The organism is Streptomyces sp. NPDC048523, from assembly GCF_043199815.1.
Lineage (GTDB): Bacteria > Actinomycetota > Actinomycetes > Streptomycetales > Streptomycetaceae > Streptomyces.
The window spans coordinates 1,233,141-1,246,553 of record NZ_JBICWQ010000001.1 but is presented as its reverse complement, the minus strand read 5'-3'; the positions used below and the strand labels follow the sequence as shown (position 1 = coordinate 1,246,553).

Sequence of the window (13,413 nt, the reverse complement as noted above, 5' to 3'; positions counted from 1 at the left end):
CGGCGCGGCGTGGGAGCGGGCTCGGGGCTCGATGCGAGTGGGGGCGGGGGCGTGCGGACGGTTGTGATCGTCGTACGCGCTGTCGGCCCGCCCGACCGTGGCGGCGGGCTGTGTCAGACGTCTTTGGCCGGCCAGTCCAGAAGCCGGGCTCCGATCACGGCCGTCTGAAGCATGTAGCGGTGGGTGGGGTCGGCAGGGTTGGCGCCGGTGAGTTTGTGGATGCGTTCCAGGCGGTAGGTCAGGGCGCGCACGCTCAGGGTGAGACGGCGGGCGGCCTCGGCGGCGACACAGCCGGAGTCGAAGTATGCCGTGAGGGTGTCGAGGAGAGGCTGGGCACCACCGCGGGCGGTGGTGAGCGGGCCAAGAGTGTCGGCGACCAGGTCGGCCATGGCTTGGCGATCACGGGTGAGCACGGGGTAGACCAACAGGTCGGCGGCGCGCAGGACGGGGTCGTCGAGGTCGAGGCGCTCGGCCAGTTCAAGGACGCCCAGGGCCTCTTCGTAGGACTGGACGACGCCCCCCGGACCTGGCTGAGGGCGGCCAATGGCGACTCGGCCGCCGTCGGTGGCGGCGTGGGCCTGTTTGGCGAAGTGGGCGAGTACCTCGTCCTGTTGACCGGGAGCGATGCACAGCAGGCGGCCGTCCTTGGTCGTGAGCAGGACGTTGCGGTCGCCGAAGCGGGAGATGAGCGCCTGTTCCACCTGCCGGGGCACCGGGTCACCCTCGTCGTACGCCGTCGGTCCCTGCGCGACGGCGACGGCGTGCGCGTGGGAGAGGCGCAGCCCGAAGCGTTCGGCGCGTTCGGCGAGGCGGCCGAGGTCGCTGCGGCCGTAGAGGAGGTCATCGATGAACTCCCGGCGGGCGGCCTCTTCCTGGCGGACAGCGACAAGCTGGGCGCGTTCGTATCCTTCAGCGAAGGCGTCGATGACCTGCTGCACGGCGGCAAGCGCGCTGTCGGAGGATCCGGGGGAGCTGGGCCAGGCGGTGCGGGCGGCGGTCAGATGGGCGCTGACGAGTGCGCGCAGCCCGTGCCCTGCCTCGGCGGCCTGCTCACCCAGGGCGCGGCGGGAGGCGACCTCGTCCCGGGTGAGGCGTCGGCCGGTGGCTGATACCTCGGCCAGGATCTCGGCGTAACCGTCCAGGTACTGCTCGGGAAGGTCCCGGTCCGTCACGTCGTCCCCCGGTTTTTGATGTGCCGTTGACGGATTCTTAGCGGTCACCGGCATGCAGACCCTATTGAACACTGCCGGGAACCGGCAATGCGCGGCCGCGATCGGATCGTGCAGCATGGCTTGCGGGGAGCACGGCGGATGGTTCCGGTGCCGGACACCGGCAGGTGCCCGGCACCGAGCCCCGGAATGGCCGTGTGCCGTCGGAGCCGGCAGATGCGCGTCGCGGGCGGAGAGGGGGATCAGGGGATGCGGACAGTTCTGACAGCGGCCACGGGCCTGCCCACGATCCTGCTGACCGCCGCCCTCGTCGTGGTCGTCTGCTTCTGGCTCCTGGTCGCGGTGGGTGCCGTCGGCGTCGGCAGCTTCGACACGGACGTGGACCTGCGGGCATGGCGTATGGGCGGGGTGCCGGTGGCGGTCGCCTTCTCTGTGCTGACGGTGCTCGGCTGGTCCTTGAGTGTCGGCGCGGCGGTCGTGGTTGCCGTGTTCGCCCCTTCCGGACCTGTCACCTGGCTGCTGCACCTGGCCGTATCTGTCGGCGCTCTGCCGGCGGCCTGGGCTGCGACCTGCCTGATCGTGCGGCCGTTGCACCGCCTCTGTCCGGATGAACCCGCGCAGTCCGTGCTGAGCGAGGCTCGCACGGGCGGCGACAACACCGGGCTACGAGGTGCCGGGAGCCGCGATCCCTACCGAGGCGCGACCCGCGCCACCGCGCGGCATCGCGCCGCCTGAGCCCCGACGCCTGAGCCGGATCTCACCTCCGGCCCCTTCCTTCTTCGTGCTCAACTCCCTTACGCCTCAAGGACGTATGCCATGACTGCCATGATCGTGGGCATCGGCGTGCTCGTCGCCGTCTGCCTCGTTGTCGTACTCGTCGTCTCACAACTGTTCCGCAAGGTGGAGCAGGGCAAGGCGCTGATCGTCTCCAAAATGCGCAAGGTCGACGTGACGTTCACCGGGCAGATCGTGCTGCCGGTTCTCCACAAGGCCGAGGTGATGGACATCTCGGTGAAGACCATCGAGATCACCCGGGCCGGCAAGGAGGGGCTGATCTGCCAGGACAACATCCGCGCCGACATCCGCATCTCGTTCTTCGTGAAGGTCAACAAGACCGTCGAGGACGTCATCAAGGTCGCCCAGGCCGTCGGCACCGCGCGGGCCAGCGACCGGGACACGCTGCAGGAGCTGTTCCACGCCAAGTTCTCCGAGGCACTGAAGACCGTCGGCAAGCAGCTGGACTTCACCGACCTCTACACCAAGCGCGAGGAGCTGCGGTACCGGATCATCGAGGTCATCGGCGTCGACCTCAACGGCTACCACCTGGAGGACGCGGCGATCGACTACCTGGAGCAGACGCCGCTCACCCAGCTCGACCCGGCCAACGTCCTGGACGCCCAGGGCATCCGGAAGATCACAGAGCTGACGGCCATCGAGCACGTACGCACCAACGAGTTCCAGCGCACCGAGGAGAAGGAGATCACCCGGCAGAACGTCGACGCCCGCGAGGCCATCCTGGAGCTGGAGCGCCGCCAGGCCGACGCCGAGATCAAACAGCGCCGGGAGATCGGCACCGTGCGGGCCCGGGAGGAGGCCGAGACGGCGCGGGTGGTGGAGGAGGAGCGGCTGCGCTCCCAGGGCGCGTTCCTGAAGACCGAGGAGCAGCTCGGCATCCAGCGCGAGAACCAGGCCCGCGAGGTCGCCGTCGCCGCGAAGAACCGCGAGCGGGTCATCGCCATCGAGAACGAGCGCATCGAGAAGGACCGGCTGCTCGAGGTCATCGCCCGGGAGCGGGAGACCGAGCTGACCCGGATCGCCGCCTCCAAGGAGGTCGAGGCACAGAAGCGGGAGATCGCCGAGGTCATCCGGGAGCGGGTGGCGGTGGACCGTACGGTCGCCGAGCAGGAGGAGTCCATCAAGAAGCTGCGCGCGGTGGAGGAGGCGGAGCGGCAGCGGCAGACGGTGATCATCGCCGCCGAGGCCGAGGCGCAGGAGAAGCTGGTCAAGGACATCAAGGCCGCGGAGGCCGCCGAGCAGGCCGCCACCCACCGTGCCGCTGAGGAACTGACCCTGGCCGAGGCGCGGTTGAAGAGCGCCGACCTCGACGCACGGGCCAAGCTGCGCCTGGCCGAGGGTGTCCAGGCGGAGTCCGCGGCGGAGGGGCTGGCCGCCGTGCAGGTCCGTGACAAGGAGGCCGAGGTCATCGAGAAGGCCGGCCGCGCGGAGGCCGAGGCGACCCAGGCCCGGATGCTCGCGGAGGCGGAGGGCACCAAGGCGCAGGCGCTGGCCGAGGCGGAGGCCATCGGTGCGAAGCTGAAGGCCGAAGCGGCCGGTCTGACCGAGAAGGCCGCCGCGATGGCCGCGCTCGACGACGCGTCCCGTGGTCACGAGGAGTACCGGCTGCGGCTGCAGGCCGAGAAGGACATCCGGCTCGCCGGGCTCGACGTGCAGCGCCAGGTCGCCGAGGCGCAGGCCACGGTGCTCGCCACCGGGCTGGAGAACGCCGACATCAACATCGTCGGCGGAGAGTCGGTCTTCTTCGACCGGCTGATGTCCTCGATCTCCCTCGGCAAGAGCGTCGACGGCTTCGTCCAGCACTCCGAGACCGCGCAGGCCCTCGCGAAGCCCTGGCTGGACGGCACCTCGGGCTTCACCGACGACCTGAGCCGGATCCTCGGCTCGGTCTCCACGGCCGACGTGCAGAACCTGACCGTCTCCGCGCTGCTGATGAAGCTGATGAAGACGGGCGGGGCCGATGCCTCCGCACTGCGCAAGCTCCTCGACCAGGCCGGTGAACTGGGTGTCGCCGACACCTCGCTCGCCGCCCTGAACGGCAGCGCCAAGGGCTGACAGGCCGGCGGTACGGAGCTGCCGCACAGGGGACGGCAGCTCCGTACCGCCCCGTTCGACTTCCGAGAGGGATCCCATGACCACCGGCCTGGACACCGGCACCTACGACGCCGTCGACACCGGCACCTACGAGGTACTGCGCGACCGGCTCACCGCACAGGCCACCGAGCTCGCCCGGCGCGCCGAGGCGCTCAACGCCCGCCGCACCGAGGAGTTCGGCTCGACGCGGCTGGAGCTCGCCGGCACCGAGCGGCTGCGCACCGAGCACGCCTGCGTGCCCCGCGACATCGTCTCCGTCGGCGGCGTACTGCTCTTCGGCTACAACGTCTTCCTCGACGTGAAGCCGGAGACGACCGTGAGTGACGTCTTCGCCCTGCACGACCGCGACCTGAACCGGCTGCCCGACGATTCCGTGCCGGGCCTGCTCGACGACCCCGCCTTCGTACGGGAGTTCGCGGCCCTCTACCGCTACTACCGCCAGGCCCACCTGCTCCAGCTGCGCCGCGTCGACGGCAAGGTGCTGGCTGTTTTCCAGACCGGTGACAAGCCCGGCGACATCCGCGTGTTGCGCTGGGCGGTCACCGAGGACGGTCGCGCCGCCTTCCTGGACGCGCGCGGCGACCGGGATCACGTCTTCCCGCCCTCCCACGACTTCGCGTGGACGCAGACGACCCGCGAGGACCACGTCCTGGGCCGCCACCCGCACGTGTCCGTCGAAGGCGAGGTCTTCGTCGACACCCTCGGCGGCGCCCTCACCGTCAAGGCCGAGGACGACACCGAGGCGGGGGAGGGGATCTACTCCGAGCCGGTCGAGGAGCCCCTGCAGTCCCTTGCCGACGCCGATATCGCGTACGCCCGCGTGGGCGCCCTGATCCTGCTGCGGATCCGCCCGTACAAGGAGGACACCTACCGGTACCTGGTCTTCAACACGCTCACGAAGAGCGTCGTACGCCTCGACGGCATCGGGCAGGCGTGCCGCCGCCTGCCCGAGGACCAGGGCATCGTCTTCCCCGGCGGCTACTGTCTGGCCGCCGGCGCCCACAAGACCTACGACCTCTTCGCGACGGACCTGGAGTTCGAGCGCGAGGTGCGCTCTCCGAACGGCGAGGACGTCCTCTTCGCCTTCCACGCGCGCGTGGAAGGCCGCAGTCTGCTGCTGCCCTACAACATGATCCGCAAGGAGGTCGCCAACCCGCTGTCCTGCCACGGCTGGGCCCACTTCGACGACGGCACGCTGATGGTGCTGCGCGCGGACCATGACGAACCGCAGCGTGTGCACCCGCTCCAGGTGTGGAACTCCCCGTACGTCTCCGACACCTATGCCGCCGCCAAGCCGGTCGGCACCGGCCCGCTTGCCCGTGTCGGCAACGCCGACCTCGTGCGCGGCATCTCCGACTGCCTCTCCATCACGCGCGCCGTCACGGAGACGAAGCCGACGAGCGAGGTGTACGAGGCACTGGCCGCCGCCTGCGTCCGGGCCACCGACTCCTACCACTGGCTGGGAGAGCCCGAGCTCGGCGATCTGCACGAGCCGCTCAGCCAGGTGCGGGCCACCGCCGAGCAGGTGCTGGCCGAGTTCGAGACCGTCCAGACCCTCACCCGCCAGGCCGCCGACGCGCTGGCCGAAGCCGCCGCACGGGTAGCGGCGGTCGTTCGACGCCTGCGCGGCGAGGCCCCGCGCAGCGCCGCCGCCTGGGTGAGCGGCCTGACCGAACTGCGCCACGCCGAGGGCCACCTGCTCACCCTCAAGGACATGCGGTACGCGGACACCGCCCGCATCGATGAACTGGCCGCCGACGCCGAGGCCGACCTCGCCACCTTCGGGCAGCGGGCCGTCGCCCATCTCGCCCGCGAGGACGCCTTCGCCGACCACCAAACCGACATCGAGCAGCTCGTGGCCGACGCGGAGGCGATCGCCACCGTCGCCGAGGCCGCGCCCGTCGCCGCCCGTCTCGACGACCTCGCCGACAGACTGCACACGGTGACCGAGGTCGTCGCCGCGCTGGACATCGGCGACGCCAGCGTCCGTACGTCCATCCTCGAGCGGATCGCCGAGGTCCTCGGCGGCGTCAACCGCGCCCGCGCCAGGCTCGACGGGCGCCGCCGCGCCCTCCTCGACCGCGAGGGGCGGGCCGAGTTCGCCGCTGAGTTCGCGCTGCTCGGCCAGGCCGTCATCGGTGCGCTGGCGGCAGCCGACAGCCCCGAGGGGTGCGACGAGCAACTCGCCCGCCTGCTGGTGCAACTGGAGAATCTGGAGTCCCGGTTCGCCGAGTTCGACGACTTCCTCGGCGAGCTGGCGGACAAGCGCGACGAGGTCCACGAGGCGTTCTCCGCCCGTAAGCAGACCCTCGCCGACGCCCGCGCCCGGCGTTGCGAGCGCCTGGCCGATTCGGCGAGGCGTGTCCTGCAGTCAGTCGCCCGCCGCGCCGGCACGCTCGCCGACGCGGACGCGATCGCCACGTACTTCACCTCTGACCCGATGACCGCCAAGGTCCGCCGCCTCGCCGACGAGCTGCGCGAACTCGGCGACCAGGTCAGGGCGGAGGAACTGGACGGCTTGCTGAAGACTGCCCGCCAGGAGGCATTGCGCGCCCTGCGCGACCGCACCGACCTGTACACCGTCGACGGCCGCACCCTGCGCCTGGGCACCCACCGTTTCGCCGTCAACACCCAGCCCCTCGACCTGACCCTGGTCCCGCACGGCGACACCCTCGCCTTCGCGCTCACCGGCACCGACTACCGCTCGCCGGTCAGGGACCCCGACTTCACGGCCACCCGCCGGTACTGGGACCGCCCGCTGCCCTCGGAGTCCCCGCAGGTCTACCGCGCCGAGCACCTCGCCGCCCGCCTTCTGGACGAACACGGCCCGGCGGCCCTGGCAGAGGCCGACCTGCCCGCACTGGTCCGGCAAGCGGCGGAGGCGGCGTACGACGAGGGGTACGAGCGCGGCGTCCACGACCACGACGCCACCTTGATCCTCGCCGCACTCCTGCGCCTGCACGAAGGCGCGGGCATGCTGTGCCACGAGCCCGCCGCCCGCGCCACCGCCCAGCTGTTCTGGGCACACGGTACGACGGAGGACAACCGCGAGAGCTGGACCCGGCGCGCGGTGTCGCTGGCCCGAGCCCGGGATGTGTTCGGGCTCGCGCCCGCCATCGGCGACCTGCAGAGGGAGTTGGCACAAGCGATCACCGGAGACGTCGCCGATGCCGCCGCCGCGTACCTCTTCGAGGAGCTGACCAGCGGCCCCGACGGTTTCGTCATCAGCGCCGGCGCCCGCCTGCTGCTCGACAAGTTCCGCCGTACGGTGGGCACTTCGGCCTACGACGAGGACCTCGCCGCACTCGGCGACCTGGCCGCACGCAAGCAGCTCGTCGAGGCATGGCTCTCCTCGTACACCGCCGCCACCGGCACGGACATCACCGCCGGCGACCTGGCCGAGGCCGTGGCCGCCGAGCTCTGCCCCGGCCTGCCCCGCCACGAGTCCGACGCGCCACTGACCGAGACCGTCCAGGGGCTCCTCGGCGCCCATCCCCGCATCACCGCCGGCACACTCACCGTCCGTGTCGACGAACTCCTCTCCCGGACACACGCGTTCCGCACCCATGACGTGACCGGCCACCGCGCCTACCAGCGCCGACGTACGGCGTTGGTGGCTGCCGAGCGCACGCGCATCCGCCTGGATGAATACCGGCCGCGCGTGATGTCGGCCTTCGTCCGAAGCAGGCTCATCGACGAGGTGTACCTGCCCCTCGTCGGCGACAGCCTCGCCAAGCAGCTCGGCACCACGGGCGAATCCAAGCGCACCGACACCGGCGGGCTGCTCCTGCTCGTCTCCCCGCCGGGCTACGGCAAGACGACGCTCATGGAGTACGTCGCCGACCGCCTCGGCCTGATCCTGGTGAAGGTCAACGGCCCGGCACTGGGGCACGCCGTCACCTCACTCGACCCGGCCGAGGCCCCGAACGCCACCGCCCGACAGGAAGTCGAGAAGATCAACTTCGCGCTGGCGGCAGGCAACAACACGCTCCTGTACTTGGACGACATCCAGCACACCTCGCCCGAACTGCTGCAGAAGTTCATCCCGCTGTGCGACGCCACCCGCCGCGTCGAGGGCGTGTGGGACGGCCAGCCGCGCACCTACGACCTGCGCGGCAAGCGGTTCGCCGTCTGCATGGCCGGCAACCCCTACACCGAGTCCGGCAGCCGCTTCCGCGTCCCCGACATGCTCGCCAACCGCGCCGACGTGTGGAACCTCGGCGACGTCCTCACCGGCAAACAGGACGTTTTCGCGCTCAGCTTCATCGAGAACGCGCTCACGGCCAACCCGGTCCTCGCCCCGCTGACCGGCCGCGGCCGCACCGACCTCGACCTGCTGATCCGCCTCGCCGAAGGTGACACGACGGCCCGCGCCGACCGGCTGACCCACTCGTACGCGCCCGCCGAACTGGAGCGGATCCTGGCCGTACTGCGCCACCTGCTGGCGGCTCGCGACACAGTCCTCGCCGTCAACGCCGCCTACATCGCCTCCGCCGCCCAGACCGACGCCGCCCGCACCGAACCGCCCTTCCAGCTCCAGGGCTCCTACCGCAACATGAACAAGATCGCCCAGCGCATCCAGCCGGTCATGAACGACACCGAACTCGCCGCGCTGGTCCACGACCACTACAGTGCCGAGGCCCAGACCCTCACCACCGGCGCCGAGGCCAACCTGCTCAAACTCGCCGAACTGCGCGGCACGCTCACGGCTGAACAGGCGCTGCGCTGGGCCGAGGTGAAAGCAGCGTACGTCCGCACCCAGACCCTGGGCGGACCGGACGAAGCCCCCCTCACCCGCGCGGTGGCCACCCTCGGGCTGCTCGCCGACCGTGTTGCGGCCGTCGAGACGGCGATCAACCGCGCCGCCGACCCACACCACCCGATCGCCCACTCCGCCGCCCGGCACGCGGCCCGCTCGGGTCACGAGGAGCTCTGAAGTGCCGCGCACCCCTCCGGCACCGCTGCCCCGGCAACCGCCCGACGTCGGCACGGTCCGCCGTCGGGCACGTGCGGCTGCGGGTCTGGCAGTGTGGCTGCTCGTGCTGCCTTCGCCGCCGGCGTCCTGGCCGAGGCGGCTGTGGCACTGGGCCTGCTGACCTGTCCTCTCGCCTTCCTCCTGCTCAGCGAGCTGTGCGAGGAACGCCCGCCGGCGCGCCACAGCGCAACCAGGATGACCGCACGGACCCTGACCGGCGTGCGCTCCGTCGACCTGAACCACATCACCAGCGTCCGACTGCTGACGACGTTCTCGTACGGCACCGTCTACCGGGCTCTCCTTGTCCGCTACACGCAAGGGGTGCAGCTCGGCGTCACCTCCACAGCCGGGCGGCGCGCGCTGCGGCGGGCGCTCGAACGGCAGCCGAGAGTCTGCATGGAACCCCGTCCCCGGTGAGCCGCGCGGCGTGTGCCTGCCTCAGGACCGGGTGCCTCAGGACCGAGTGGCCTGGACAACACACCGTCCACACTGCGCCGTGCTTCTTGCACAGGTGGGGTTTGTCTGCGCGTATGTCGTGGCGCTGAGGCCGGTGGGATCGGTTGACCCGACGGCCCGAGGCCGCTCTGTCATGGTGGGAGACACCCCAGGCAGGCGTGTCTACTCTGGCCCGTATGGGACGGCACAGTCGAAAGCGCGCCTTGACCGGTGGAACCTGCCGTACGGAGAACGCCGGTGTGATCCATGACCGTTACTGGGCGCGGGAGATGCGGAGCGCGGTGATCTGCGGCGCCGTGTTCTTTGGGGCGCTGGTATTGCTCGACTGGGGGCTCGTGGGACTCACCGCGATGCGGTTGGCCGGATGGGCCGCGCTCGCCGTCCTGTTCTGGGTCGTTCTGACGCCGCCACGTGTGAGCGCGCAGGACGGCGGCCTCGACTCACGGGGGCTGGTGAGCCGCCGCCGGGTGCGAACAGACCGCCTCGTGGCCGTGAGGATGTCCGAGGGGATCACGCAGCGATTGGTCCTGAGTGACACATCCGGCGGCCGACTGGAGCTGGATCCGAGGGTCCTGATCACTAATCCCCTGTTGTGGCACCACCTCGAACGCGGTGCACGCCGTGCCCTGGAACAGGGCACGCTGCGGTGCGGTATGCCGGTCCTGGAGCGTTTGGGCAGACGGATCGACGCCGAGGTGTGCCGGGAGATCCTGCGCGCTTCCGGCCTTGGGTAGTCGGCACACGCGCGAGTTTCATTGGCGCGGTTACGTTGTGCTCAACGCCCCTGCCGCGCCCAGCAGTTCGTGCAGGAGGTGCGAGGCCGTGATCACGCCTAGCAAGCGGGTACTGCCTGGTTCCCGGCCGCCCGGTCCGGCTTTGACCTTCTCGACGACCGCCACCAATGGGCTGCGTACCTGTGCCATCAGCGCGGCGACCTCCAGTGCGGTGTAGTCGGGGTCGGCGATCGGCGGCGGGGCCGCCTTGCTGGACAGGCAGTCCCCGACACGGCGGCCGGCCAGTGCCTGGCAGAGCCGGTCGGCGTGCTTCTCGTCGACGACGGCGGCGAGGGCCGGGTCTTCGACGACGTAGGCGGGCACCAGTACTTTGATCATCTGGGAGGCGGGAAGGATCGCCTTTGGCTCGCCCCGCTCGTCGAGCACCAGCAGCCCCGGCAGCTTGTGCTCCGCCATCAGCCGGGCAGCGTCCATGGCGTCGCTGTCGACGCTCACCGTTTCGTATTCGACCGCCAGGTCACGAGCGCGCACGGCGGGCTCCTCTTCCACTGGAAATGTTCCTGTGCTCAGCGTCGTACGGTTTCACGGCACGGGCCAGCTCATTGGCGCGGAACCACACAGTGGCCGAGCTCACCATGGTTGCCCGGCGCTGTCGGGTGCCTGCTCGGCTGCCTGAGAGCGCACAGTCCGCCGGTGGAACCGCTCACTGAGCTGTGATCCGCCGATGAGTCCGGCGGCGAACATCAGCACGCCGACCTCCATCATCGACCCGAAGAATGTGGTGTCCTCGGTGTCCAGGCCGCTGAACCGCAGCAGGGGAACCACCAGCCCGCCGACCCAGATCACCAGCAGCGCCACCCCTCTCACGCGGATGCCCCACGGGCTCGTACGACGTCGGACGCGCCGAGGTGCCCAGCCCCGCAACGAGGCGATCGCCAGGGGGAGGGCGAATGCTGACCAGCCGATCAGCCACAGCCAGGGGAACAAGGTTCACGCTCCATATCGGGTGTCGCCCGACAGCTGAAGGATTTGTGCGGCTACCGCCCCCGTCGGGGCGCCTGCCCATGGGTCGGCGTCCGGACGGTTCGAGAACCGTCCGGACGCGCTGCGCCACCGGGTGCCCTGATGTCAGCTGGTGACCTCGATCTTTCCGTTAGCTTCGACGGGCGCCGCGGCGGCGGACTGTGTCCCGCCGGTCCGCTGGGTGATGTTCTTCAGCAGCTCGGCAAGGTCGACCCCGGTGGTGGAGCTGAGGAGTTCGACGCCCTGGGCGACGTTGTCGGCGACGGTTCGCGAGAGCTGGGAGGCGCCGTCGGTGGAGATGACGGTCATCTTGTCGATGGCGCTGAGCGGCTCGGACGCCTTGGCGACGACCTGGGGCAGAACCTCGACGAGCATCTGCAGCACGGCCGCGTCGCCGTACTGCGCGAAGGCATCCGCCTTCTTCTGCATTGCCTCGGCCTCAGCGGCGCCCTTCGCGCCGATCGCGGCGGCCTCGGCCTCACCCTCGATACGGACGGCGTCGGCGAGCGCGGCGCGGTGTGCCTTCTCGCCCTCACCGGTCAGCCGGGACCGCTGGGCATCCGCTTCGGCCTGCTTGACCAGGGCGATGCGGCGGGCTTCGGCCTCCTGCTCGGCCTGGTAGCGGGCGGCGTCGGCGGGCTTGCGGACCTTGGTGTCCAGTTCGCGGTCGGTCAGCGCGGCCTGCCGCTCGGCGACCTTCTCCTGCTCACTCAGGACCTCCTGCGAGCGGGCGGCCTCGGCCAGCGGTCCCGCCGCAGCCGCGCGGGCGGCGGCCTCGTCCGTCTCGGCCTTGATCTCGGCCTGCTTCAGCGCGAACGTCCGCTGCGCGATCGCGATCTCCTCCTCGGCCTTCAGCCGCGCCTGCTCGGCAGCCCGCCGGGCGACGGCCTCGGCGATGTCGGCCTCCTGCTTGGCGCGGGCGGCCTCCGGGCGGCCGAGGTCCTCCAGGTAGGAGCCCTCGGTGCTGATGTCCTGGATCTGGAAGGCGTCCAGCACCAGGCCCTGCCCGGACAGGCTCGCCTCGGCCTCTTCAGCGACCTGACCCGCGAACGCGGCCCGGTCGCGGATGATGTCCTCCACCGACATCCGGCCGACGATGGCCCGCAGCGCACCGGAGAGCACTTCCTGGGTGAAGCCGACGATGCCGTCCTGCTGCATCAAGAACCGCTGCGCGGCGGCACGGATGGAGTCCTCGCTGCCACCGACCTTGACGATGGCGACGCCTTCCAGGTGCGCCTTGACACCGCGGAGAGTAACCGCGCCGCGCACCGCGACCGGGATGTGCCGCGAGGAGAGGTCGAGGGTGAACTTCTGCTGCACGAACGGCACGACGAACACGCCGCCACCGACCACGACCTTCTGCCCGCTGTTGTCGGTGAAGATCCGGCCGGTCTCTGGGTCGGTGGCCTTCTTGCCGCGCCGCCCGGTGACGATGAACGCCTCACTGGGACCGGCCACCTTGTAACGCGTGACGACAACCAGAGCCAGCAGGACCAGGAGTACGACGACTCCCACGACCGCGACGAGGACAGGACTCATGACAATGCCCCTCTTTTAGAACCCAACCCCCTGAGGCGGGGCGGATCGAACAAACAGCAACGACGAACGGACACAACTCAGCGGTCGACCGGGCGTACTGCCACGGAGGTCACCGACAGGGCTTCCTCGACCCACACCTCGGTGCCGCGCTCGACGGGGCCTGCGCTTTTCGCGGCGTACTTGACCGGCTGGCCCGCCAGGTACACCAGCACCTCGCCGTAGCCGTCGGCCGGGATCGGTGTGACCACGGAGCCGGAAGTGCCCACCAGGTCCGTGCCGCGCGGGGTGGTGCCGGGCTCCTCCCGCATCAGAGCCCGGCTGAGCCGCCAGGTCAGCCAGCCCGCCCCGACTCCCGCGCCCGCACCCGCGACGGCCGCGGTGCCGGCCCCGAGACCCGTCGTGCCCAGCACGATCGCCCCGCCGAAGCCCAGCATCGAGACGAACCCGGCGATGACCGGAAGCGACAGCAGCCCGTCGAACAGCCCGTCCAGCACGCCGACGCCGTCGAAGAACCCTTCGAGGACACCGTCGAAGACGAGCGCGAGCACCAGCAGGATGAGACCTGTGATGCCAAGACCCAGAAACAGAGTCACGGAACTTCACCTCCCCGCTGTCGTTCACGGCACGT

General features: G+C 70.5%; 10 protein-coding genes. 5 read left to right on the top strand and 5 right to left on the bottom strand.

Going from position 1 to position 13,413, the window contains the following annotated elements:
• Positions 1-113: 113 nt before the first annotated feature.
• Entirely contained in the window at positions 114-1,172 is a 1,059-nt protein-coding gene (locus tag ACGFWE_RS05685; RefSeq protein WP_393598091.1) for a PucR family transcriptional regulator, read from the bottom strand.
• A 246-nt stretch (positions 1,173-1,418) separates the two neighbouring features.
• Between ACGFWE_RS05685 and ACGFWE_RS05680 the strand changes: the two genes are divergently transcribed.
• The 5 genes from ACGFWE_RS05680 to ACGFWE_RS05660 all read left to right on the top strand — a co-directional run bounded on the left by ACGFWE_RS05680 (position 1,419) and on the right by ACGFWE_RS05660 (position 10,223).
• Positions 1,419-1,904 carry a hypothetical protein gene (locus ACGFWE_RS05680; protein WP_393598089.1) on the top strand — a complete coding sequence of 162 codons (486 nt, stop codon included), beginning with the start codon at positions 1,419-1,421 and terminating at the stop codon, positions 1,902-1,904.
• Positions 1,905-1,985: 81 nt separating this feature from the next.
• A complete protein-coding gene (locus tag ACGFWE_RS05675; protein WP_393598088.1) occupies positions 1,986-4,019 on the top strand; it encodes a flotillin family protein in 2,034 nt (677 codons plus the stop codon).
• 76 nt (positions 4,020-4,095) lie between these two features.
• Positions 4,096-8,994, top strand: a complete 4,899-nt coding sequence (locus tag ACGFWE_RS05670; protein WP_393598086.1) for a DNA repair ATPase — start codon at positions 4,096-4,098, stop codon at positions 8,992-8,994.
• A 93-nt stretch (positions 8,995-9,087) separates the two neighbouring features.
• On the top strand, positions 9,088-9,450 hold the full coding sequence (locus tag ACGFWE_RS05665; protein ID WP_393598084.1) for a hypothetical protein: 363 nt from the start codon (positions 9,088-9,090) through the stop codon (positions 9,448-9,450).
• Between the two features lie 278 nt (positions 9,451-9,728).
• Positions 9,729-10,223, top strand: coding sequence for a hypothetical protein (locus ACGFWE_RS05660; protein ID WP_393598083.1), 495 nt, complete (start codon positions 9,729-9,731; stop codon positions 10,221-10,223).
• A gap of 30 nt (positions 10,224-10,253) precedes the next feature.
• On the opposite strand, the gene ACGFWE_RS05655 is transcribed toward ACGFWE_RS05660, so the two are convergent.
• The 4 genes from ACGFWE_RS05655 to ACGFWE_RS05640 form a co-directional block, all read right to left on the bottom strand.
• Positions 10,254-10,754 carry a CBS domain-containing protein gene (locus ACGFWE_RS05655; RefSeq protein ID WP_393598081.1) on the bottom strand — a complete coding sequence of 167 codons (501 nt, stop codon included), beginning with the start codon at positions 10,752-10,754 and terminating at the stop codon, positions 10,254-10,256.
• A gap of 99 nt (positions 10,755-10,853) precedes the next feature.
• Positions 10,854-11,081: a hypothetical protein gene (locus ACGFWE_RS05650; protein WP_393598080.1), complete on the bottom strand. Its 228-nt coding sequence runs from the start codon at positions 11,079-11,081 to the stop codon at positions 10,854-10,856.
• Between the two features lie 270 nt (positions 11,082-11,351).
• Complete coding sequence (locus ACGFWE_RS05645) at positions 11,352-12,785, bottom strand: flotillin family protein (protein ID WP_393598078.1); 1,434 nt, start codon at positions 12,783-12,785, stop codon at positions 11,352-11,354.
• Between the two features lie 77 nt (positions 12,786-12,862).
• Positions 12,863-13,378, bottom strand: a complete 516-nt coding sequence (locus ACGFWE_RS05640) for a hypothetical protein (protein ID WP_393598076.1) — start codon at positions 13,376-13,378, stop codon at positions 12,863-12,865.
• Between the last annotated feature and the right edge of the window lie 35 nt (positions 13,379-13,413).

What these genes read in the sequence shown, in the direction of transcription:
- ACGFWE_RS05680 (WP_393598089.1), top strand. Translation starts at nt 1,419, where the DNA reads ATGCGGACAGTTCTGACAGCGGCCACGGGCCTGCCCACGATCCTGCTG.
- ACGFWE_RS05675 (WP_393598088.1), top strand. Translation starts at nt 1,986, where the DNA reads ATGACTGCCATGATCGTGGGCATCGGCGTGCTCGTCGCCGTCTGCCTC.
- ACGFWE_RS05670 (WP_393598086.1), top strand. Translation starts at nt 4,096, where the DNA reads ATGACCACCGGCCTGGACACCGGCACCTACGACGCCGTCGACACCGGC.
- ACGFWE_RS05645 (WP_393598078.1), bottom strand. Translation starts at nt 12,785, where the DNA reads ATGAGTCCTGTCCTCGTCGCGGTCGTGGGAGTCGTCGTACTCCTGGTC.